Genomic DNA, 21,113 nt, shown 5'->3' on the forward strand with positions numbered 1-21,113 from the left:
GATCACTTCGGCGGCGCGATGTAGATGTTCCAGCTCATCGACGGACCGGCTTTGCCGTGGGTGAAACGGCGCGTCGTCATCACGATGCGCTCGGCGTTCGGCGCAACCTCGGACACCCATTTCTCGAACGCTGGCAGGCGACCGTCGGCCGGATCGAACACGCCGATGAAGCCGTATCGCTTAACGTCATCGGGCGAAATCAACCCGGACCCCCAGGCTTCGAGCGGCGTGAACGCAGCCGGATGGTCCGGGCTGTAGAACACCATCGGCTGGATCGACTCCATGGTGCCGGCAACGACCGCCCAGCGCGAGGCGAAGCGCGCGTGCCAGGCCTGCGTCAGCTCGCGCGCGAGATCCGAGCGCGCGCCATAGGTCGCCGTGTTGCCGGCATTAGCCGCCATCTCGCGCGCGGCGATCCAGGGCGAGGCAATGAGCGTGGCGACGCTGAGCACGAGCCAGATCGCGACAATGTTGAATAGCGCAGCACTTTGCACCCGCAAGGCCGGGATCGCGACCAGCGCGAGCGGCACCAGAAAGAACAGCGAGATGCCCCAATCGGTCTTCATGTAGATACTGAAGGCCAGCGCGCCGAGCGCGGGGCCGACCGCGACGATGATCTGAATGAGCCAGACGTTGCGCGCCTGCGAAAGGTTCACGCTCGCATTCGCGCCGCGCGCCCAGGCCCGCGTGACGATGCGCAAGGGCGCATGCAGGAGCAGCCTGAACCAAGGCGGCACCAGCGCCATCGCCAGCGCGGCCAGCGCCACCGGCAATGCCAGCAGCGCGACATTGTGCAGGGCATAGCCGGCCACCAGCTGATGCACCTGGCCGCTGTCCTCGAGGCTGTAGGTGTCGCCGGCATAGGCCAGCGGCAAGAAATGCGCGTCCGCCAGCCAGACGATGTGCGGGATCATCGCCATCACCATCGTCGCGATCGCAACCCATGGCGCCGGTGACGACAGGAAACTCAATCGCTCCGGATGGATCAGCGCGGCAAGCCCGATGGCGCCGATCATGGTCAGCACCCAGTATTTGGTCATTAGCGCCAGCGCGCCGGCAAGCCCGAGCAAGACTCCGGATTGCCAGCTCCGCTTCTCGAACGCATTGAGATAAGCGAGCACGAGGAGCGGCAAGGTGACGAGCTGGAGCAGGTCGGGATTGTACTTGAAGCCCTTGAAATTGAAGATCGGGTAGAGCGCGACCATCACCACGACCAGGAACGCGCGCCGCGCATCCACGACGCGCAGCGCGATCAGCCAGCAGATCACCATGCCGGTGCTGACGGTCGCCATCGCCAGCGCATAGGTCGCCCAGTCCGTCGGCGGGAACATCGTGAACCAGAGGCCGGCGACCCAGCCCGACAGCGGCGGGTGCTTGCCATAGCCCCAGAGGAATTTCTGGCCCCAGCCCCAGGCTTCCGCGACGTCCATGTGAACGTCCTGCGCGGCCTTGAGATTGATCAGGATGAAGGTCCAGAGCACCGCATGCAGGATGGCGAGCTGGATCACCAGCCACAGGCGCGCCTCCGGCCGGGTCGCGCTGGCAACCAGCCAGGCCCGAAAGCGGGCATAGCTCACCCGGGTCTTCGCGCGCGCTCGGGCAGACGGGATCGAGGTCGTCGACATGGGCCTGGACATCAGGCGTTGCGTAGCGCGTTTCGGGCCTTCGTGGAATCAGCTTGGCGTGAACAAAGGCCCTGAAATTACAGCAATATGGTTGCCGCACGGGGATGTGAGTGGTATCCCGCGCCCATGACGACCGTCCCCATTTCCAACATCCGCAATTTCTCCATCGTCGCCCATATCGACCATGGCAAATCGACGCTGGCCGATCGCCTGATCCAGATGACCGGCGGTCTCACCGACCGGGAAATGGCGGGGAAGGAGCAGGTGCTCGATTCCATGGACATCGAGCGCGAGCGCGGCATCACCATCAAGGCGCAGACGGTGCGTCTTGCGTACAAAGCCAAGGACGGCAAGGATTACATCTTCAACCTGATGGACACGCCCGGCCATGTCGACTTCGCCTACGAAGTCTCGCGGTCGCTGGCGGCCTGCGAGGGTTCCCTGCTGGTGGTCGATGCCAGCCAGGGCGTGGAGGCACAGACGCTCGCCAACGTCTACCAGGCGCTCGACAACAATCACGAGATCGTCCCGGTGCTGAACAAGGTCGACCTTCCCGCCGCAGAGCCCGAGAAGGTCAAACAGCAGATCGAGGACGTCATCGGCATTGACGCGTCCGACGCGGTGATGATCTCGGCCAAGACCGGCCTCGGCGTGCCCGATGTGTTGGAGGCCATCGTCACGCGCCTGCCGCCGCCGAAGGGCGATCGCGATGCGACGCTGAAGGCGTTGCTGGTCGACAGCTGGTACGACGTCTATCTCGGCGTGGTCGTGCTGATCCGCGTCGTCGACGGCGTCATGAAGAAGGGCAGCCGCGTCCGCATGATGGGCACGGGCGCTGCCTATGACATCGAGCGCGTCGGCTTCTTCACGCCGAAGATGACGCAGGTCGACGAGCTCGGCCCCGGCGAGATCGGCTTCATCACCGCCGCGATCAAGGAAGTCGCCGACACCCGCGTCGGCGACACCATCACCGACGACAGGAAGCCTGTTACCGAAATGCTGCCGGGCTTCAAGCCGGCGATCCCGGTGGTGTTCTGCGGCCTGTTCCCGGTCGATGCCGACGACTTCGAAACACTGCGGGCCGCGATGGGCAAGCTGCGGCTCAACGACGCCAGCTTCTCGTTCGAAATGGAAACCTCGGCCGCACTCGGCTTCGGCTTCCGCTGCGGCTTCCTCGGTCTGTTGCATCTGGAGATCATTCAGGAGCGGCTGTCGCGCGAGTTCGATCTCAATCTGATCGCGACCGCGCCGAGCGTCATCTACAAGATGAAGCTCAACGACGGCACCGAGATCGAGATCCACAATCCCATCGACATGCCTGACGTGGTCAAGATCGCGGAGATCCAGGAGCCCTGGATCGAGGCCACGATCCTCACCCCCGACGAATATCTCGGCAGCGTGCTGAAGCTGTGCCAGGACCGCCGCGGCTCGCAGAAGGAGCTGACTTACGTCGGCTCCCGCGCCATGGTGAAATACGATCTGCCGCTCAACGAGGTCGTGTTCGACTTCTACGACCGCCTGAAGTCGGTCTCCAAGGGCTACGCCTCGTTCGACTATCATCTCACCGACTACAAGCCGGCCGATCTGGTCAAGATGCAGATCCTGGTCAACAACGAGCCGGTCGACGCACTCTCGATGCTGGTGCATCGCACCCGCGCCGAAGGCCGCGGCCGCGCCATGGTCGAGAAGATGAAGGATTTGATCCCGCCGCACATGTTCCAGATCCCGATCCAGGCGGCGATCGGCGGCAAGGTGATCGCGCGCGAAACGGTCCGCGCGCTGCGCAAGGACGTCACCGCAAAGTGCTACGGCGGCGACATCACGCGCAAACGGAAACTTCTGGAGAAGCAGAAGGAAGGCAAGAAGAAGATGCGGCAGTTCGGCAAGGTCGACATCCCGCAGGAAGCCTTCATCGCCGCGCTGAAGGTGGACAGCTGAGGCGAGCGCCTCGCCCGGCTCTAGCGAGATGAGACAGGACCGGTTCGGGACCTTTGGGCGGACAATAAAAAACGCGAAAACAACCCCATGCACAGTAGCCGGCACGTTGTTGGCATTGGTTTTTTTCGAGCTTCCGATTTTACGAAATCTATTTGACTCGTCGGGCAAAACAGGAGCATGATGCCATAATCGCAAGCCGTGGGATTGGCGAGCTGTTGTGTGCAGGCCTGCGATGTCGAGCTTTCAATTCTGAGGCGTGTGCACTTGATCGTTCCAGCTTCTTGAAGCGTGCGCAAAGCTCGTCACGCTGGCCGCGACGACGTAGGATCTGAAACGAACAATGACGACCTCGCTCGTTCACGCCTGCGACGTCTATTTTGCCCCTCCTGACGCGCTGCAGCGTGCAACGCTGCTGCGCAAAGCCGGGATTCAGCAAGCATGTCGCAAGCCATAATCAAATAATCAGACGAGACGGGCACCGCCATCGATGTGAAGCGTCTCGCCATTCATGAAGCGGTTGCTCATCAGGAAGACCACAGCGTTTCCGGCTTCCTGCGCCGTGCCAAGGCGGTGCAGCGGCAGCTTGTCCTTGAGAGCCGCCACGTAATCATCGCGGCCGTCGCCAAGTGTGCGCGCGAGCAGAGGCGTATCGATCGTTCCAGGCGACAACGTGTTCACGCGGAGCGGGGCCAATTCCAGGGCGAGGCCCCGGGCGAAGGCTTCCATAGCAGCCGAGGCGGCGGCAAGCACGGCGGTGCCGTATGCGTTTGGTCGGTCGGCCAAGGCTCCGGAAATGAAAGTGACTGATCCGTCGGCGGCAATTCGGCTTCCGAGGCTGCGCAGGACATGAACAGCCGCCCAGATGCGCTCATCGAAAGCGCGGCGCAAATGATTGACGTCCGCCGCAAATATCTTGCCCGCGACGAAACTGCCGGCAAGCAGAACGAGATGATCGACGTGGGGGATATCAGCTAGTGCGGCGGCGATCGTTTCAGGTTTGGTCACATCGGCGGAGCGCCAACCGGCGAACCCATTCTCGGAGGCAACCCGCTCAGCTCCCGCGGCACCGAGCCCGATAACGATGACTTTGCCACCGGCTGCTTGGGCCTGTTGGGCCGCGGCAAGGCCAATTCCCGACGTACCACCGAAAATGACGACAGTTTGGTCCTTGAGAGAGCTGGAGGGCAAATCGGTCATGAAGGCGGTCCTTTCGAAGGGCAGCGCCCAACGCGCGGCCGATGGACTCAATCTAGACGCCTCGGTTTTGCTTGATAATCCGGCACATTGTCGGCTCTATTATGCCGCCATGGAACAAATCAGCCTCGACCGACTGACCGGACTTATCGCCTTCGCCCGCTCCGGATCGCTTGGCAGCTATACCGCCGCCGCTCGCGCTCTCGGCGTCTCGCCTTCGGCCGTCAGCAAAAGCGTTCAAAGACTGGAGCAGCGTCTTGGCCTCCGCCTGTTCAGCCGAACCACCCGCTCGCTGACCTTGACCTCGGAAGGCCGAGATCTGCACGAGCGGACACTGCGCCTTTTGCGGGAAGCGGATGCGATCGAACAGGCGGCATCTGCCGCGCGGTCCGAGCCCTCTGGCGTTTTGAGGATTGCAGCGCCTCTGCCGATCGGCACCCATATTCTCGCCGCGGCGTTGCCGCGCTTTCGCAGTCGCTATCCAAAACTTGCGATAGACCTGCGGCTCGGCGATCAGTTCGTCGATCTTATTGAAGAGGGCATCGATGTGGCGATCCGCGTCGGCGAGCTTGCCGATTCTCGGCTGATCTCACGGCAACTCGCGCCTCACCGCATCTGCGCATTCGCGTCACCGGAATATCTGGCTCGGCGCGGAACGCCGATGAGCCCGCACGAGCTGGTCAATCATGACTGCGTAAACTTTCGCTTCCAGAGTTCGGGGCAGATTTTTCGGTGGCCTTTGATCGTCGGGGACCGCTCGATCGAGCTCGTTCCCGATGCCGGGATCATCACCGACGTCAGCGATGCCGTCGCCGTGGCCATTGCGTCGGGTGGCGGTATCGGCATTACGCCCACCTACGTCGCAGCACCCTACGTGCGGCGAAAGGAGCTCTTGCCGGTGTTGCAGAATTTCGCCGTTCCGAGGACCAACATCACCGCACTTTGGCCGGAAAGTCGACGCGGCAATCCCAATGTGACGAGCTTCATCGCGTTCTTGTCCGAAGTCTTCACGTCGCGACCTTCATGGGACGACGTGGTCGCCAAAGCCGGTCAGGATGTCGAGAGATGAAGCTTGCAGTCTCGCCAACGCCCGCCGGGGACCGTTAACAGAGGCGACGGCTGCCTTCTAACGTCGCCTTCTGCCCGATCGCGTTGAAAACGCCAGGGGCGGCGCTTCATGGCCTCGTTGAACTCGAACGTTCAGGCCTCATCAGACCTGCCGCGCGCGACAAACGCATCGCCCTTGTCGTTCGGACAATTACAGTTTCCGGGCGCAGTTCGCCTGCTCGCGGCTGATACCGCTCAGTTGTCGGCCACCTCACACCCGTGCCTGTCTCCATATCCGATCATGTTGCGCCGAAGCGTCGCCAATCGGCAGAGACTTTGCTAGACCTGTGACGCAAGGCTAAATGCCTTTACGCCGGAGGCAACGTCACCCCCGTCAACTCGCCCAGTCTGTCGAGAAGTCTCTCCTGAAAATCGCGGTCCGTCGCTTCGTGCGCCGGCTCTTGGCGCCGGAGGTCATGCCAGTAATGACCGCTGACCAGGGCGGCGGGATCGTCGTTCACCGCCAGCCAGGTCTGCGTCCGTTGTCCGGTGGCCACGCCGACCGGCGCTCCGGCACCGCCCATTTTGGTGCGCGCCCAGCCGGGATCGACCGCGTTGCTCGGCACCTGCGGCCAACGCCGCGCCAAGGCAAAGGCCAGCGCGACCATGTGCAGCTTGCTCTCCGCGTACGCCTTGGCCGGATCCCAGGTTCGCCTTGTCCAGTCGAGATCGCTCAACGATCCCTCTCCGCCGCGATGTAGTCCGCTGCTGAGATAGACCAGGCGATCGGGGCGTTTCATCAGGGCGGTGAGCAAATAGGGCGCGAGCGTGTTGACCGCCAGGGTGGTGGCGTGGCCTTCGGGCGTCGGGCCGCGGCTGCGCTCGGTATAGACCCCGGCGTTGTGGATGACCGCGTCCATTCGCCCGATTGCGTTGACCTGATCTGCCACGTGCCTGGTCTGGGCGGCGCTCTTGAGGTCGCCGATCACGACCCGCGCGGAATGCGATTCAAGCCCGGCGATTGCCGCCGCACGTTCCGCTGATCGCGCGTGCAGGACCACCTGGTGGCCCTGTTCGAGGAGAGACTGGGCAGCTGCCCGGCCCAAACCGTCCGTACTGCCCGTGATGAAGACGATTGCCATTGCCGCTCCAGTTCGATTCCCCGCTTCGGTGCCTCCGTCGAAAGCTCAAGGAGAATGCAACATGTTCGACTGATCATGCCGTGGCGCAAAGAGCGCCGAACGAAGACACCAGAACCGAACAATCTTCCAGGACGCGCATTAACATTCGATAAGTTAGGAATGACCGCATGTCGAATTTCGTCATGCTGCTGGTCGAGGACGACTCGCTCCAGCGCGAAGTTCTATCCGACCTTCTCAAGGACGAAGGGTTCGAAGTCGTCGAATGTGCCACCGCAGAAGCGGCGGAGCTTATCGTGGCATCGACGGGCACGGAGCTACGGGCGCTCATCACCGATCACAACCTCGCGGGGAGAATGACCGGGCTCGAGCTCGCAGAGTACGCTCGCAGTGCCCATCCCGGACTCAACATCGTGCTGATGTCCGGGACGGTGATGGCGCCGCTGCCGCCCAACACGACCTTCTTGCACAAGCCGTTTGCGCCCGCCCATTTGCTGGCGGCCGTTTAGAATCGGAATATCCTCGGAGGTCATCCGCCCGAATTTTCTGCGCCGACGGCGTTCTCGCTCTCCGGCACCGTCAGCCGGACAGAGTGACCCTGCCGCATGGCGAGCGATGCCGCCGCAACAGCCGCCTCGAAAGCGGCTTCCTTGGTCTGGTAAGTATTCCGGATTTCGCCATCGTGGTCGACGTGCCAGGCGCCGTCCCTGCCAACAATATCATAGGCTGCGAGGCCCATAATCTATCCCTCCTTCATGCGTCCGGTGTTGCCTCGGACGCCTGGGTGCTGCTCACCGGGTCCGACGCCGGGAAACTGTCCTTCAAGCCCTTTTCCAACTCGTCGTCCTTGGCCTTGTCGCGTCGGATGCCACGCTTGAGATCTTCCGCGTTCTTGTCCGGCGGTGCCGGATCGAATTTCTCGGTCATGCAAGTGTCCTTTCGCTACCTCAAACGTCTGGAGCTGATGACCGTTCCTCCGAAGGAACCGACGCAGTCGCGGTTTGCTGTCGAATGGAGAAACCAGAAAGCGCGTGCAGCGCAGTGCTCTTTCATTCAGGTTGCGTCTCGCGCCATAACACATCTTGTGATAGTATCGCGCATCCCTCGGATCAGGAGAAGGCAATGAAAGCTTCGGTTTTTGCGTTAGGGAGCTTGATCATTCTGTCGATCACATCAGCGCACGCAGCTCCCAAAACCCCGGCCGCCCCGCCCACGGCGGCCAGCTCGGTCGCATGTTCCACCTCGGGTGGCGGCTTCGGGAGCTACCCGTCAGGCTGCCGAAACGGAGCAAACTTCAAGACCTACAATGAATGCAAGGAATCAGGCGTCAAGCGCGGCTGGAGACACGAAGACATGGCGTGGTACTGCAGCGGTCTGGGACTGCAATAGCGAGCGGTCATTGTGCTTTTCACGGCCGCGAACCCGGCGCGACGACTGGAGCGACCCATGGAATGCACAATCCGGCCCGCACTCGCAGATGATGCCGATGAGATCAGCGCGGTCATCTTGTGGGCACTGCGGGAAACGAACGCGAAGGACTATGCGGACGGGATCATCGAAAGGATCGCGCATGGCTTCAGTCCCGAAGCCGTACGGCGGCTGATCGGACTACGCACCGTCTTTGTCGCCACGATCCGCAGCCGCATCGTTGCGACCGCAGGTCTCGACGGAAATGTGGTCCGCACCGTCTTCGTGGCTCCCGATGTTCAGGCCCGGGGCATCGGCAAGCTGCTGATGGCCGAGATCGAGCGCACGGCGCGCGCACGAAACGTTGCTTCGCTGACCGTCCCTTCTTCCGTCACCGCCGAGACTTTCTACGCGCGGCTCGGGTTCAAGGCGGTGCACGACAGCTATCATGGTGACGAACGCACGATCATCATGGAGCGCCTGCTACAGGACCCGACCTAGATCCGTTTTGGACTGTTCTCCGGGATTCAGCGGGCAGCGGGCTTACTCTATCGCTACCGCCGCGCGGCGAGCACGTTCGAAGGAGGGGTTTGCAACGCTGCGCGCCTCTCGCTGAGGGCATGATCGAACAGTTCGAGCACCAGGCCGAAGGCTGCCAGCTCCTCCTCCTCGATGGCGCCATCATCGTAGCAGCCAAGCGTTTCCTCGATGATGGCATCGACCTCCTGCTGCATGGCCAGCAGTTCGTGGTCGAACTCCGCAGTGCGCACCTTGGAAACCAGCGCCAGAATTCTGTTGCGATGGCCAGTGTTCTCGTCGCGTTCATCCCGATTCAGATATTGACGCAGCCAGGCGCCGGCCGAGCCGATGCCGGAGAGAAGCAGGAGCGCAAACCAGAAGTAGTCGCCGTACCTGTCGAGGAAGGTGCGCTCGGTCCCGTCGATCACGGCCGCCGCTCCCCGGTGAACCGGCAGCTCGGCTTCTTTCTCGGTGTCCGGCTTGGTGATTTGCGCAGCGCCAGGCACCTGCCTGGCGATCGCCTGGCGGAGGGCGAATTGCTGGCGGTAAAACGCCGCCACTGTCGTTTCGGACAAGGCATTCCGCGCGACGATCAAATGGCTGACACTGACGGTCTCCACCTTGTCGTCCGGCCGGGCTGGATTCGCATTGAAAATGCTTGGCGGAATTTCCTCCGATTCATAACGAGGATGCTTCAGGGCGATGGTTTCCGATGCGTCGATCGCGAGAAATTTCGGCTCGCCCCGCGTCCGGGCGGTCGCGGCAATCGCGTCGGCGGTTATCTTGCTATCGAGCGGACCGACCGCCATGAAGGCGTCGAGGCTCGGGTCACGCGCCAGCTCCTCGAGCTGGCCCGTGCCGAATTGAGCGACCGTGACCTTGTCCGGCTCCACACCGGCGGCGCTCAGGATGACTCTCAGCAACGCGGCGTTCGCCGGGGTCGCGCCGATCACCCCTACCCTGCGCCCTGCGAGATCGGCGATCTCCTTGATTTTCGGCGCCGGCTTTCGCTTGGAGCCCTTGCCCGCCGGTCCCGAAGAAGACCACAGCACGACGAAATTCTTGCGCAAGATGACGACTGTTTGCGCGTCGGCCGGCATTTCCAGATCGCCGCGACCGACCGCAAGGTCGGCCTTGCCGGCACCGAGCAGAGCGAGAGCTTCGGCCGCTCCGGCAGTCGCGATCGGAGACAACCTCACGGTCCTGCTTTCGCTAGCAAAGGCCTCGGTCATCGCCTCGATCACTTTGTGGTCGTTGCTTCCCGGCGGTCCGACGGCAATCCGAAGAGTTATCGGCCGCAGCGCGTAATACAATGTACCCGCAGCAGCTCCGAAAACGAGAAATCCGATAGCTAAAATCAGCAGCAAGGTCTTCGTCTGTCTCCGCCCTCGGCGGGCTGCATCACTGCGTTTCATCGGAGCATCAGACGAGGACATTTGCCGCTGCCGGTTGGAGGCCAAATCGCTGCCTGTTTCGGAAGAGTATCATGCTGTTCTGGAAAACGATAATGTCCGAGCAGTACCAATAGTTTCTTGGGGCCATCATCACTGATCCCGCACTTCAAGTTTGAGGATTGCCGGGATGACGCCGCACACCTTGATCCTCCTCTGCAAATAGATCACCATCGCGAGATCGACCGCTCACAGCAAGAATGGGCGAGGAAACGCGCATGAACGCAACTCCCGGATTTGGCCTCGTCGAACGCGCCCGCGCCCTCGCACCGCTCATTGCAAGCGAGGCTGACGAGATCGAGCGGTCGCGACGGCTGACGCCGCCCGTTGTCAACGCGCTGATCGAGAACGGGCTCTATCGCGCGCTGCTGCCGCAGAGTCTTGGCGGCGCCGAAGCGCCGCCGGAAGCCTTCATGCAGATGCTGGAGGAGATCGCGAAAGCGGATGCCTCCACCGCCTGGTGCCTCGGCCAATGCACGGTCTGCGCGATGATCGCGGCCTCGCTCGACCACGAGACCGCGCAGGAGATCTTCAACACGGCGCCGGGCGTCCTCGCCTGGGGCGCGATCGCGCATGAGGCGCGGGCGGTCGAGGGCGGCTATCGTGTCACGGCGCGCTGGGATTTTGCCTCGGGCTCGCGGCAGGCGAGCTGGCTCGGGGCGCATGTCCGCATCGTCGGCGCCGACGGCGCCCCGCGGAAAAATGCCGACGGCTCGGCGGAGGTGCGCACCATCCTGTTTCCGGTCGCGAGCGCCGTGCTGCACGACGTCTGGCAGGCGATCGGGCTCGCCGGCACCGGCACCGATTCCTACGAGGTCGCCGACCTGTTCGTCCCCGAGCGCTTCACCGCGTTTCGTGACGTGCCGTCCGCGCTCCGCGAGCAGGGTCCGCTCTACAGGATCGGCACCGGCTCGTCGTTCAGCCTCGGCTTTGCCGCGGTGTCGCTCGGGGTGGCGCGCGCCACGCTGGATGCCGCGATCGCACTGGCGCGCGGCAAGCATCAGTCGCTGGCGGCCAGCGCCATGCACGACAACGGGGCGGTCCAGGGCCTGATCGGCCGCACCGAGGGCGATCTTCGCGCTGCGCGCGCCTATCTCTACGCGACGGCCAATGCGATGTGGCGCGATCTCCGCGCGACCGGCGCGTTCAGCGCGGCGCATCGGAGCTCGGTTCGCCTCGCCGCGACCTGGACCATTCACCAATCGGCCAAGGTGGTCGACACCGCCTATCACATGGCCGGCGCGACCGCCGTATTCCGCAGCAATCCGTTCGAGCGCCGGTTTCGCGACATGCACGCCATCGCCCAGCAGATCCAGGCGCGCGACACGCATTACGAGGATGTCGGTAAGATGATCCTTTCAGGGGATCGCTGACGTCGACCAATTGCGAAAGTGCACGCACGCTGACCTATATTGAGTTCGCATCCAGCGTCCTCGCCGCTGAACCTTTGTGAATTTTCCCGGACCAATTTCTATAGCTACAGGAACGACGGCTTTTCCGCCGTGACCGCGCCGACCATATGGAAGCGATAATTCCGAATTGTCTTTAGCGCGCCGATTTGCGCAAGAGAGGTCCGTTATGGGCCGCACAGCTGGCAGGAAAGTCAGTTGCCATGCCATTCAGGGGCGTTCGCCGGGATGGCACCATGGTGGCATGCTCATTGTTGCCACCCTCTGCATCGCATGCACTCTCCTGTTTGCGAGCGAAGCCGTGGCTCAATGCTCGGCGCGAGACGTTCTGCGGAATAACCTGAAGCTCAAGCAAGCGCCCTCTGATCGGCCGCAGATCCCAATCAAATCCGCCGCCGATCACCCCGTGTGGAAGACGATCAAGATCGGGACGTTTGCAAACTTCTTCGCCCTCAGTAACGCGTTGGATGCCGCAGGTTGCGGCATCGGAAACTCGGCTGGCGAAATTCTCGCGCGACCAACGTTTACCGTTAGCGCCACGACAACGAGCGTCGAGCTTTTCACGGTGTCGGCAGCCGAACTGGGCTTTCGGACCGACACTGCGTTGCTGGCGGACATCTATGCCCGCGCCAAACGCTTGGGTTTCGGCCTGGCGGCTGCAGAAGTCGGACCACAACTGAGGCTTCAATATTTTGACCAGCCGATCGGTGAATTTCTCATCATCGGAATGGAGCCCATCAGGACCTGGCAGGGCGCCCCCGTCATCTTGAATGTAGCCAATGGCGGCGCGGGACTCATCCTCATCGGCCAGGATGGCAGCGCCGACGCACAGATCCCCGCGGCATCCCGCTTCGTATTCGTGCGGTCCCATGAAGCCGCTCCTGCCGAGGGGCAAGAGGCCGTAACACTTGTCGGCCGGTGAACTTTCGATCGTGCGCACGTCGAAAGTACGATGGAGGTAAAAAAATGAACTGCCTGCGCATTTTCGCTACGCCTGATGGCGAATCCCATTTTGGGGAAATTGATATTCCCACGACACTAACGCGATCGTTTCCCAACGGAGCGCCTGCCGCCAACTACGAATCCTCGCGTTCCGCATTCTACGAAGCCTCGCGAGTTCGTTTTGTTCGTATTCCAGGAGGGGCCCGCGAAGCGGACTTTCATAACCCACCCGGCCGACTCCTTGCCATTTGGTTGGACGGCGAGGTCGAGTTTGAAACGAGCGACGGAGAGATGAGGCGTGTCTCCGCTGGAAAGGCGGTTCTGGTCGAGGATACGCATGGGAAAGGGCATATCTCGCGCCATCCACCGGAAGGGCAAAATGTTATACAGGTTTTACTGCCGCACGGCCTTGATGCGCCTTCTGCGTAGTCGGTGTCGGCCAATCGCATCACTTCGTGGCGTGGCAGTTCACTCCCTGTCGGATCGAAGCGTCATCGGCGAAGCAGCTCCCATCGAGCCGGGTTCATGAGTACGCGCGCTAGGCCACCAGCGCGGCGTCTTCCTCGCCGCCGTCGATGCCCCGTTGCGCGGCGAGCAGGCTGATGATCTCAATATTCGGCCGGGCCTTGCTGAACAGAAAGCCCTGGCCCTCGTCGCAACCTTCGGCGCGGAGGCAGCTCAGCTCGGCTTCGGTCTCGACGCCTTCGGCGGTGATGGTGACGCCGAGGCCTTTGCCGAGGCTGACGATGGAGCGGATGATCGCCTGGGCCTCGCGATTGGCGCCGAGATCGCGCACGAACGACTGGTCGATCTTGATCTTGTCGAACGGGAAGCTGCGCAGATAGCTCAGGCTGGAATAGCCGGTGCCGAAATCGTCCATCGAGATGCGCACGCCGAGCGCGCGCAGCGCATGCAACGTCGCCAGCACCTGGGCGCTCTTTTCCAGCAGCAGCGTCTCCGTGATCTCGAGCTCGAGCCGCCGCGGGGGCAGGCCGGAATGCTTCAGCGCATCCGTCACCACCGAAAGCAGATTGCCACTACGGAACTGGAGCGGCGACAGGTTGACGGCAACGCGGACGTCGTCCGGCCAGGTCGCGGCATCGTGACAGGCCCGGCGCAGCATCAGGCCGCCGAGCGGATTGATCAGCCCGGTCTCTTCCGCGACCGGAATGAACTCGGCCGGCGAGATCATGCCGCGCTCGGCATGCGGCCAGCGCACCAGCGCCTCGAAGCCGGTGATGCGGCCGCTCTGGAGGTCGATCAGCGGCTGGTAGTACGGCCGCAGCACGTCGTTCTGGATGGCGTCGCGCAGCTCGACCTCGATCTTGCGGCGGGTCTGCGCTTTCGCATCGAGCGCCGCCTCGAAGAACGCGAACGAGCCGCGCGCATCCAGCTTGGCGCGCGACAGCGCCATGTCGGCGCTCTTGAGCAGCTTTTCGGAATCGTCGCCGTCGCCCGGCGCCATCGCGATGCCGATGGAGGCACCGACCACCACGGAATGGCCGTCGAGCAGATAGGGATCGGCGATGGCTTCCAGCAGGCGCTTGGCCAGCAGCACCGCATCCTCGGGACGCGTCAGGCCGCTCTGCACGATTGCGAACTCGTCCGAGTTCAGCCGCGCGAGCGCGTCCTCCTCGCGCAAGGTCGAGCGCAGCCGCTTGGCGACGCCGCGCAGCAGCTTGTCGCCGACCGCGTGTCCCAGCGTGTCGTTGACCGCCTTGAAATTGTCGAGCCCCAGCATCAGCAGGGCGACCTTGTCGGTGCTGCGCCTCGTATGCAGCAGCATCTCGTCGACCTGCTGGCGCAGCAGATTGCGGTTTGGCAGACCGGTCAGCCCGTCATGCTGGGCCATGAAGGCGAGCCGCGCCTCGGCGCGCTTGCGCTCGGTGATGTCCATCAGCGCGAGCAGCACCGCGGGCCGCTCGGCATAGGTCAGTTCGCGCGAATAGATCGCAAGGTCGATCAGGGCGCCGTCGGCCTTGACGTGCTTCCAGGTGCGTCCGGCCTGCTCCTCGCCGGCCGAATCGGCGGTCCAGGGCGGCTCGCTGTCAAAAGCCTGAAGGGAACGGATCGTCAGCCGCTCGAACTCGGCGCGGCTGTAGCCGTAATGGGCGACCGCGGCATCGTTGACGCCGAGGATGCGCTCGTCGTCCAGTGCGCAGACGATCATGGGGACGGGATTGCCGTCGAACAGCAGGCGGAACGAGGCCTCGCGCTGCTTCAACTCGGTGATGTCGACGCGCAGGCCGACGACGCCGCCGTCCTCTGTCAGCCGCTCGTCGATCAGGATGACGCGGCCGTCCGCCAGCTTCTGCTCGTGGCGCGAGCCGGGCTGATAGAGCTTTTGCAGCCGCTCCGCGATCCATTCTTCCTCGTGGCCGGCCGCCTCGGGATAGTCGCCGCGGGCGACGCCGATGCGCAGCGTGTCCTCGAGGCGCGCGCCTTCCTCGAACAGATCGGCGGTCTTGCTGTAGATCTCCGCGTATTGCTTATTCCAGAGGACATAGCGGCCCTCGGCATCGAGAAACACGATGCCTTGCGGCAGGATCTCGATGGCCTGGCGCAGGCGCTCATGGGATTTGCGCGCTTCCGCGATCGCAGCCTCGGCCTCGGCGCGGCTGCGCAGAACTTCGTCGCGTTCGGACGGAGGATGAGGGGCGCGCGCAAAGCGCGGCTTGCGCGGGTGCAGGCCGGGCCTGCCAAGCACGCTTCCCTTTCGCTTTTTTGGTCTTCGAAACCCCAAACTCAACTTCACTCGTCCCAGTCGCACCCAGCGACCGCAACTCTTGGAGCAAGTGTCTGAAAAAAAAGTAATCTTGGGTGGCATGGCGATGCGACGCACGGTCTGGCAGCCTCGAAAAAACAGCCCGCATTGCCCGTTTGCAAGGCCCGGCGGCGCCGATGGGCGCTCCAAGCGCATCGCATCGTCGTCATCGGAGAACGAGATGGCGTAAAATTGCGCGCCGCCTTGATTCATTTCCGGGATCGCACGCGATTGTATGCAGAAGTGAGTGAGCAGACGTCCTGCGCACGAATTTTGGTCAATGCATGAGAGGGTTATCGCATCGTTAAAAATCGGCCGCCCGACGCCGCGGAACCGCGACTTTTGGACGAAATTTCAGCGGAGGGACTGTTTCTTAACCCTGACGCGGTGTTGGGGTTATAAGGATGTCAGCATGAGTCCCCGCCGCCTCGCCCCTCTCCTGCTCGTCATGACGCTCCTGGCCGCCGGCGACGCGCTGGCCCAGGACAAGGGCAGCGTCAACCCAAAGCCGCTGCCGCCGCTCGCCAATCTGAACGATCCCAATATCGGCGCCAAGGAGCTGTTCGCGCGAAAGCTGCTGCCGTCGAAGGGACCGGCGCACGTCATCGGCTCCTATGTGAAGGGCTGCATCGGCGGCGCCGAGCAGATGCCCCTCAACGGCGACAATTGGCAGGTGATGCGGTTGTCGCGCAATCGCAGCTACGGTCATCCCGCGATGATCGCGCTGATCAAGCGGCTTGCGGCCAGGGCGCACAAGGACGCGGGATGGCCGGGCATCCTGGTCGGCGACATCGCCCAGCCGCGCGGCGGGCCGGCGCTGTCCGGCCATGCCAGCCACCAGATCGGCCTCGATGCCGACATCTGGCTGACGCCGATGCCGGACCATCGGCTCTCGCGCGAGGAGCGCGAGGACATGTCGGCGGTGATGATGGTGCGTCCGGACCGGCTCGACATCGATCCAAAAGTGTTCACGCCGGGCCATGTGCTGGTGCTGCGCGACGCGGCGCAGGAGCCGGCGGTGCAGCGCATTTTCGTCAATGCCGCGATCAAGAAGGCGCTGTGCCGCGAGGCCAAGGGCGACCGTTCCTGGCTGTCGAAGATCCGGCCGTGGTGGGGCCACGACTATCACTTCCACATCCGCATGCACTGCCCGGCGGGCGCGAGCGACTGCGAGAGCCAGCCGTCGCAATCCGACGACGAAGGCTGCAAGCCCTCCGATCTCGCCTACTGGTTCAGCGACGGCGTGCTGCACCCCAAACCCCCGCCGGAGCCCCCGAAGCCGAAACCGCCGATGACGCTGGCGCAGATGCCGGGGGCGTGCAAAGCCGTGCTGCACGCGGGCAATGCGAAACCGTAAAGCCTTCGCGGTCGTCCCGGCCATTCCAGGTTGGCGCCATGCGGACCGCCGCCTTTGACCTGTTCCGCCACCCTGTTATGATGACCCAGCGATCGCTTGCCGGACCGTAAGTCCGTCGGGCTTGCCGGAACAGCGCTTCCGCCGGTCGCAAGCCTCATTCAACCAACGCCGTCTTGCGCGCGCCGCCTTGCGTGCCCTGAGCGCGCGCATGGAGCGCTTCCGATGTCCCGCCTTTCCGTGCTTTTTTCGGCTTTGCTCCTTCTGGCCGCGGGCCTTTCGCCTGTCGCCGCCGAGGACAAGACCATCACCGTGTTCGCGGCAGCCTCGATGAAGAACGCGCTCGACGAGGTCGACGCCGCCTACACCGCCAGGACCGGCGTCAAGTTCAGCGTCAGCTATGCCGCAAGCTCCGTGCTCGCCAGGCAGATCGAGCAGGGCGCGCCGGCCGATGTGTTCGTCTCCGCCGACACCGACTGGATGGACTACGCGATCTCCAGGAAGACCATCAACGAGCCGACCCGGGTCAATCTGCTCGGCAACAGCATCGTGCTGATCGCGCCGAAGGATTCCAGGCTCGACAACGTGCCCATCGTGCAGGGGTTCGACCTCGCAAAACTCGCCGGCGACGGCAGGATCGCGACCGGCGACGTCAAGTCCGTACCGGTTGGGAAATATGCCAAGGCGGCGCTGACGAGCCTCGGCGCCTGGCAGGCGGCAGAGCCGAAATTCGCCATGGCCGAGAGCGTGCGTGCCGCGCTGACGCTGGTCGCGCGCAGCGAGGCCAACCTCGGCATCGTCTATTCCACCGATGCCAAGGTCGAGCCCGGCGTGAAGATCGTCGGCACCTTCCCGGCGGATTCGCATCCCGCGATCATCTATCCCGTCGCTGCGACCACAACAGCAAAGGGTGAGACCAGCGACTATCTCGCCTTCCTGCGCTCGACCGCCGCCAAGACCATTCTGGAAAAATACGGTTTCAAGTTCCTGATCAGCCCCTCTACATAATTTGCGATTTGATGCTCGACATCTCTCCCGCCGAATGGACGGCGATCCTGCTCTCGCTCAGGGTGGCCGTCATCGCTACGCTGGTGGCAACGCCGTTCGGCATTGCGCTGGCGTGGCTGCTCGCGCGGCGTGATTTCTGGGGTAAGTCGGTGCTCGATGCGCTGGTGCATCTGCCGCTGGTGCTGCCACCCGTCGTCACCGGCTATCTGCTGCTGCTGACCTTCGGCCGCCGCGGCCTCGTCGGCGCTTTCCTCGCGGACCATCTCGGCATCGTCTTCGCCTTCCGCTGGACCGGTGCTGCGCTTGCCTGCGGCCTGATGGCGTTTCCGCTGCTGGTGCGTCCGATGCGGTTGTCGATCGAGGCGATCGACCGCCGGCTCGAGCAGGCCGCCGAGACGCTCGGCGCCACTCCTTTCAAAGTGTTCTTCACGGTGACGCTGCCCTTAGCGCTGCCCGGCGTGCTCGCCGGCATGGTGCTTGGCTTTGCGAAAGCGATCGGCGAATTCGGCGCGACCATCACCTTCGTCTCCAACATTCCCGGAGAGACCCAGACGATTTCGTCCGCGATCTATTCGCTGATCCAGACGCCGGACGGCGATGCCGCCGCGGGACGGCTCGTGATCGTCTCGATCGTGCTGGCGCTCGGCGCGCTGATCGCGGCCGAATGGTTCGCCCGCCGCGCCACCGCGCGCCTGCACGGGAATTGACCATGCTGCGCGTCGACGTCGAAAAACAGCTCGGCGAGTTCTCGCTGTCCGCCGCCTTCGCGAGCGAGGGCCGCGTCATCGGCCTGTTCGGAGCGTCGGGCGCCGGCAAGACCTCGCTGGTCAACATGATCGCGGGGCTGCTGCGGCCCGACCGCGGCACCATCGTGATCGACGGCGAGACCGTCGACGACAGCGCGGCCGGCATTCATGTCCCGACCTGGCGCCGTCGCATCGGCTATGTGTTCCAGGATGCGCGGCTGTTTCCGCATCTCAACGTCGCGCAAAATCTCGACTATGGCAGGCGGATGAACGGCCTCGCGCCCGATCCGGCGCAGCACAAGCGAATCATCGAGCTGCTCGACATCGGCGCGCTGCAGGGTCGCCGCCCCGGAAAGCTCTCCGGCGGCGAGCGCCAGCGCGTCGCGCTCGGTCGCGCGCTGCTGTCGCGGCCGCGCCTGCTGCTGCTCGACGAGCCGCTCGGCGCGCTCGACGAGGGCCGCAAGCTGGAGATCCTGCCCTATCTGGTGCGGCTGCGCGACGAGGCCAACGTCCCCATGGTCTATGTCAGCCACGACGTCGCCGAGCTGCGCCAGCTCGCGACGCAGATCGTGAGGCTGAAGCAGGGCCGGATGACGTCGTTCGGCGGGGTGAAGGTGCTGACGTGAGGGCCTGTTGCCCATCCCCGTCATTGCGAGCGCAGCGAAGCAATCCAGAGTCCCTCCGCGGCGGCGGTCTGGATTGCTTCGCTACGCTCGCAATGACGAAAGTGTGTGGTTGATTTGGTTGCCAAGCTCGACGCGGACTGCGTGGGAGCTAAACCCCCGCCACCGATGTCCACAAATCCGCCAGCTTGCGCCGCAGGACCTGTCTGCGGGTCAGCGGCGCGGGCGCTTCTTCGTCTTCCGGCAGGCGCAGGCCGACGACGTTGACCCGGCCACCGGAGATCGAGCGCGCGACGAGCACGATCGGATCCAGCGCAAGCTCGGCGCCCTCTTTCGGTGCGCGGTCGAGATGGACGTCGAAATAATCGGCCAAAGTCAACTTGCTCTCGTCCTCGCCGGCCTTCACGCCGTAGATCTCCGCGAGCTCGGCGAGCGTGCGCTCGCCGGAGACCATGAAGTCGCCCAGCAGATGCGGGTCCGGCACCGAGCTCGGCTGCATGTCGACGAAGAAGCGGTCGAGCGATTCGGCCTTTTCCGGCGGCGCCAGCAGATAGATGTAATCGCCGGGCGCGATCGGCTCGGCTTCCGTTGGCGTCAAAATGTTCTCGTTGCGGATCACCAGCGTCGGCTTCGACCAGGACGGGATCAGGCCGCGGCGAAAATACAGGCTCTTGGACCGCACTGGATAGCCGACGAGCTGCTGCTCAAGCTGGCCGGGCAGGTCCAATTCGACACGGCGCGGGCCGCGTTCGGCGCGCGGCAGCGCCACGTGCAGCTTGCGCGCGGCCGGCGCCAGGGTCCAGCCTTGCAGCAGCAGCGAGATGATGACGACGACGAAGGCGACGTCGAAATAGAGATAAGCCTTCGATAGCCCGACCAGCATCGGGATCGAGGCCAGGAAGATCGCGACCGCGCCGCGCAGGCCGGTCCAGGCGATGAAGATCTTTTCGCGCCAGTTGAAGCGGAACGGCGCCAGGCACACGAACACCGCGATCGGCCGCGCCACCAGCATCAGGACGAATGCGATCCCGACCGCCGGCAGCACGCTGCCGCCAAGCCGGCTTGGCGAGACCAGCAGGCCGAGCAGCACGAACATCACGATCTGGGCCAGCCAGGTCGCGGCATCCAGGAAGGCCACCACCGAATTATGCGCGCGCGTCGGGCGGTTGCCGATGATGATGCCGGCGAGATAGACCGCGAGGAAGCCTGAGGCGTGCATGATCTGCGAGCCGCCGAAGATGACGAGCGCGGCGGTGGTGACGAACGGCGCATGGAGGCCCTGCGGCAGCGCGACCTTGTTGAGCGCGATGACGACCAGACGCCCGCCGATCACTCCGACGACGGCGCCCAGCACGGCCTCCTGGGCGAACTCCATCAGCACATGCGCGGCCGTGCCCGTTCCCAGCGAGATGTATTCGACCAGCATCAGGGTCAGGAAGATCGCGAAGGGATCGTTGGTGCCGGATTCGACCTCAAGCGTCGCGCCGACGCGCGGGCGCAGGCGCAGGCCCTGGGTATGCACCAGCAGGAACACTGCCGCCGCGTCAGTCGAGGCCACTACCGCGCCGACCAGCAGCGACTCCGTCCAGTTGAGGTCGAGCGCATATTTCGCGAACGGCGCCGTGATCAGCGCGGTCAGCAGCACGCCGACGGTCGCGAGCACCATGGAAGGCGCGAGCACGGTGCGGATGCTGGCAAAGCGGGTGCGCAAGCCGCCGTCGAACAGGATCAGTGCAAGCGCGACCGAGCCGACCAGATAGGTGGTTCGGACGTCGTCGAACTGCAGCTGTCCGGGACCGGAATCGCCCGCGAGCATGCCGATCGCGAGGAAGACGAGCAGAAGGGGCGCGCCGAAGCGCAGCGCAAGCAGGCTTGACAGGATCCCGGCCAACACCAGGACGGCGCCGAGCAATATGGCGAGGCTGACGGAGTCGAGGGAGGCCATCC

Annotated in this window: 20 protein-coding genes and 1 pseudogene; 13 read left to right on the forward strand and 8 right to left on the reverse strand. The window is 63.8% G+C overall.

Features of this window, described 5'->3' with window-relative positions:
- Positions 1–2: 2 nt before the first annotated feature.
- Positions 3–1,625, reverse strand: coding sequence for a glycosyltransferase family 39 protein (locus ABIB66_RS05430; protein WP_354206436.1), 1,623 nt, complete (start codon positions 1,623–1,625; stop codon positions 3–5).
- 126 nt (positions 1,626–1,751) lie between these two features.
- Between ABIB66_RS05430 and lepA the strand changes: the two genes are divergently transcribed.
- Positions 1,752–3,563: a translation elongation factor 4 gene (gene lepA / locus ABIB66_RS05435; protein ID WP_354206223.1), complete on the forward strand. Its 1,812-nt coding sequence runs from the start codon at positions 1,752–1,754 to the stop codon at positions 3,561–3,563.
- A 462-nt stretch (positions 3,564–4,025) separates the two neighbouring features.
- On the opposite strand, the gene ABIB66_RS05440 is transcribed toward lepA, so the two are convergent.
- A complete protein-coding gene (locus ABIB66_RS05440; RefSeq protein ID WP_354206221.1) occupies positions 4,026–4,760 on the reverse strand; it encodes an SDR family oxidoreductase in 735 nt (244 codons plus the stop codon).
- 109 nt (positions 4,761–4,869) lie between these two features.
- On the opposite strand from ABIB66_RS05440, the gene ABIB66_RS05445 reads away from it, so the two are divergent.
- Both ABIB66_RS05445 and ABIB66_RS05450 read left to right on the forward strand, forming a co-directional pair.
- Positions 4,870–5,826 (forward strand): LysR substrate-binding domain-containing protein, encoded by a 957-nt coding sequence (locus ABIB66_RS05445; RefSeq protein ID WP_275172945.1) that lies wholly within the window; start codon positions 4,870–4,872, stop codon positions 5,824–5,826.
- Between the two features lie 77 nt (positions 5,827–5,903).
- Positions 5,904–6,053: pseudogene (locus tag ABIB66_RS05450) on the forward strand (TetR family transcriptional regulator); the annotation flags it as partial.
- A gap of 119 nt (positions 6,054–6,172) precedes the next feature.
- Here the strand turns inward: ABIB66_RS05450 and ABIB66_RS05455 are convergent.
- Complete coding sequence (locus ABIB66_RS05455; RefSeq protein WP_354254365.1) at positions 6,173–6,946, reverse strand: SDR family NAD(P)-dependent oxidoreductase; 774 nt, start codon at positions 6,944–6,946, stop codon at positions 6,173–6,175.
- 167 nt (positions 6,947–7,113) lie between these two features.
- On the opposite strand from ABIB66_RS05455, the gene ABIB66_RS05460 reads away from it, so the two are divergent.
- Positions 7,114–7,452 (forward strand): response regulator, encoded by a 339-nt coding sequence (locus ABIB66_RS05460; protein WP_275172904.1) that lies wholly within the window; start codon positions 7,114–7,116, stop codon positions 7,450–7,452.
- A gap of 20 nt (positions 7,453–7,472) precedes the next feature.
- Here ABIB66_RS05460 and ABIB66_RS05465 read toward each other — a convergent pair whose 3' ends face one another.
- Positions 7,473–7,682: a hypothetical protein gene (locus tag ABIB66_RS05465; RefSeq protein WP_027514367.1), complete on the reverse strand. Its 210-nt coding sequence runs from the start codon at positions 7,680–7,682 to the stop codon at positions 7,473–7,475.
- Between the two features lie 14 nt (positions 7,683–7,696).
- Positions 7,697–7,870: a hypothetical protein gene (locus ABIB66_RS05470; RefSeq protein ID WP_275172905.1), complete on the reverse strand. Its 174-nt coding sequence runs from the start codon at positions 7,868–7,870 to the stop codon at positions 7,697–7,699.
- A gap of 474 nt (positions 7,871–8,344) precedes the next feature.
- Between ABIB66_RS05470 and ABIB66_RS05475 the strand changes: the two genes are divergently transcribed.
- Positions 8,345–8,851 carry a GNAT family N-acetyltransferase gene (locus ABIB66_RS05475; protein WP_354064044.1) on the forward strand — a complete coding sequence of 169 codons (507 nt, stop codon included), beginning with the start codon at positions 8,345–8,347 and terminating at the stop codon, positions 8,849–8,851.
- Between the two features lie 53 nt (positions 8,852–8,904).
- Here the strand turns inward: ABIB66_RS05475 and ABIB66_RS05480 are convergent, their stop codons facing one another.
- Positions 8,905–10,305 (reverse strand): TAXI family TRAP transporter solute-binding subunit, encoded by a 1,401-nt coding sequence (locus ABIB66_RS05480; RefSeq protein WP_354206215.1) that lies wholly within the window; start codon positions 10,303–10,305, stop codon positions 8,905–8,907.
- Positions 10,306–10,538: 233 nt separating this feature from the next.
- Here ABIB66_RS05480 and ABIB66_RS05485 point away from each other — a divergent pair, with 233 nt between their 5' ends.
- From ABIB66_RS05485 to ABIB66_RS05495, 3 genes are all read left to right on the forward strand, one after another.
- Positions 10,539–11,693 (forward strand): acyl-CoA dehydrogenase family protein, encoded by a 1,155-nt coding sequence (locus ABIB66_RS05485; protein WP_354064042.1) that lies wholly within the window; start codon positions 10,539–10,541, stop codon positions 11,691–11,693.
- Positions 11,694–11,898: 205 nt separating this feature from the next.
- On the forward strand, positions 11,899–12,651 hold the full coding sequence (locus ABIB66_RS05490) for a hypothetical protein (protein WP_354206213.1): 753 nt from the start codon (positions 11,899–11,901) through the stop codon (positions 12,649–12,651).
- Between the two features lie 44 nt (positions 12,652–12,695).
- Entirely contained in the window at positions 12,696–13,100 is a 405-nt protein-coding gene (locus ABIB66_RS05495; RefSeq protein ID WP_354206211.1) for a cupin domain-containing protein, read from the forward strand.
- A gap of 109 nt (positions 13,101–13,209) precedes the next feature.
- Here ABIB66_RS05495 and ABIB66_RS05500 read toward each other — a convergent pair whose 3' ends face one another.
- Positions 13,210–15,378, reverse strand: a complete 2,169-nt coding sequence (locus ABIB66_RS05500) for a putative bifunctional diguanylate cyclase/phosphodiesterase (protein WP_354064036.1) — start codon at positions 15,376–15,378, stop codon at positions 13,210–13,212.
- A gap of 113 nt (positions 15,379–15,491) precedes the next feature.
- On the opposite strand from ABIB66_RS05500, the gene ABIB66_RS05505 reads away from it, so the two are divergent.
- From ABIB66_RS05505 to modC, 5 genes are all read left to right on the forward strand, one after another.
- Positions 15,492–15,686, forward strand: a complete 195-nt coding sequence (locus ABIB66_RS05505) for a hypothetical protein (protein ID WP_354064034.1) — start codon at positions 15,492–15,494, stop codon at positions 15,684–15,686.
- 161 nt (positions 15,687–15,847) lie between these two features.
- Positions 15,848–16,792 (forward strand): penicillin-insensitive murein endopeptidase, encoded by a 945-nt coding sequence (mepA, locus tag ABIB66_RS05510; RefSeq protein WP_275172910.1) that lies wholly within the window; start codon positions 15,848–15,850, stop codon positions 16,790–16,792.
- Positions 16,793–17,014: 222 nt separating this feature from the next.
- Positions 17,015–17,797 carry a molybdate ABC transporter substrate-binding protein gene (gene modA / locus ABIB66_RS05515; RefSeq protein WP_354254367.1) on the forward strand — a complete coding sequence of 261 codons (783 nt, stop codon included), beginning with the start codon at positions 17,015–17,017 and terminating at the stop codon, positions 17,795–17,797.
- Between the two features lie 11 nt (positions 17,798–17,808).
- On the forward strand, positions 17,809–18,504 hold the full coding sequence (gene modB / locus ABIB66_RS05520; protein WP_354064030.1) for a molybdate ABC transporter permease subunit: 696 nt from the start codon (positions 17,809–17,811) through the stop codon (positions 18,502–18,504).
- A gap of 2 nt (positions 18,505–18,506) precedes the next feature.
- The gene (modC, locus tag ABIB66_RS05525; protein ID WP_354206205.1) at positions 18,507–19,169 is read left to right on the forward strand and encodes a molybdenum ABC transporter ATP-binding protein; all 663 of its coding nucleotides are present in this window, start codon (positions 18,507–18,509) and stop codon (positions 19,167–19,169) included.
- A 148-nt stretch (positions 19,170–19,317) separates the two neighbouring features.
- Here modC and ABIB66_RS05530 read toward each other — a convergent pair whose 3' ends face one another.
- Complete coding sequence (locus tag ABIB66_RS05530; RefSeq protein WP_354254369.1) at positions 19,318–21,111, reverse strand: potassium/proton antiporter; 1,794 nt, start codon at positions 21,109–21,111, stop codon at positions 19,318–19,320.
- Positions 21,112–21,113 lie beyond the last annotated feature (2 nt).

The organism is Bradyrhizobium sp. F1.13.3, from assembly GCF_040548265.1.
Taxonomy (GTDB): Bacteria; Pseudomonadota; Alphaproteobacteria; order Rhizobiales; family Xanthobacteraceae; genus Bradyrhizobium.

Excerpts from the sequence above, each read along its gene's own strand:
- lepA (WP_354206223.1), top strand. The coding sequence starts at position 1,752 with ATGACGACCGTCCCCATTTCCAACATCCGCAATTTCTCCATCGTCGCC.
- modA (WP_354254367.1), top strand. The coding sequence starts at position 17,015 with ATGTCCCGCCTTTCCGTGCTTTTTTCGGCTTTGCTCCTTCTGGCCGCG.
- ABIB66_RS05495 (WP_354206211.1), top strand. The coding sequence starts at position 12,696 with ATGAACTGCCTGCGCATTTTCGCTACGCCTGATGGCGAATCCCATTTT.
- ABIB66_RS05480 (WP_354206215.1), bottom strand. The coding sequence starts at position 10,305 with ATGTCCTCGTCTGATGCTCCGATGAAACGCAGTGATGCAGCCCGCCGA.
- ABIB66_RS05465 (WP_027514367.1), bottom strand. The coding sequence starts at position 7,682 with ATGGGCCTCGCAGCCTATGATATTGTTGGCAGGGACGGCGCCTGGCAC.
- ABIB66_RS05470 (WP_275172905.1), bottom strand. The coding sequence starts at position 7,870 with ATGACCGAGAAATTCGATCCGGCACCGCCGGACAAGAACGCGGAAGAT.
- ABIB66_RS05485 (WP_354064042.1), top strand. The coding sequence starts at position 10,539 with ATGAACGCAACTCCCGGATTTGGCCTCGTCGAACGCGCCCGCGCCCTC.
- ABIB66_RS05530 (WP_354254369.1), bottom strand. The coding sequence starts at position 21,111 with ATGGCCTCCCTCGACTCCGTCAGCCTCGCCATATTGCTCGGCGCCGTC.
- ABIB66_RS05430 (WP_354206436.1), bottom strand. The coding sequence starts at position 1,625 with ATGTCGACGACCTCGATCCCGTCTGCCCGAGCGCGCGCGAAGACCCGG.
- mepA (WP_275172910.1), top strand. The coding sequence starts at position 15,848 with ATGAGTCCCCGCCGCCTCGCCCCTCTCCTGCTCGTCATGACGCTCCTG.
- ABIB66_RS05440 (WP_354206221.1), bottom strand. The coding sequence starts at position 4,760 with ATGACCGATTTGCCCTCCAGCTCTCTCAAGGACCAAACTGTCGTCATT.
- ABIB66_RS05455 (WP_354254365.1), bottom strand. The coding sequence starts at position 6,946 with ATGGCAATCGTCTTCATCACGGGCAGTACGGACGGTTTGGGCCGGGCA.
- ABIB66_RS05445 (WP_275172945.1), top strand. The coding sequence starts at position 4,870 with ATGGAACAAATCAGCCTCGACCGACTGACCGGACTTATCGCCTTCGCC.
- modB (WP_354064030.1), top strand. The coding sequence starts at position 17,809 with ATGCTCGACATCTCTCCCGCCGAATGGACGGCGATCCTGCTCTCGCTC.
- modC (WP_354206205.1), top strand. The coding sequence starts at position 18,507 with ATGCTGCGCGTCGACGTCGAAAAACAGCTCGGCGAGTTCTCGCTGTCC.
- ABIB66_RS05490 (WP_354206213.1), top strand. The coding sequence starts at position 11,899 with ATGGGCCGCACAGCTGGCAGGAAAGTCAGTTGCCATGCCATTCAGGGG.
- ABIB66_RS05460 (WP_275172904.1), top strand. The coding sequence starts at position 7,114 with ATGTCGAATTTCGTCATGCTGCTGGTCGAGGACGACTCGCTCCAGCGC.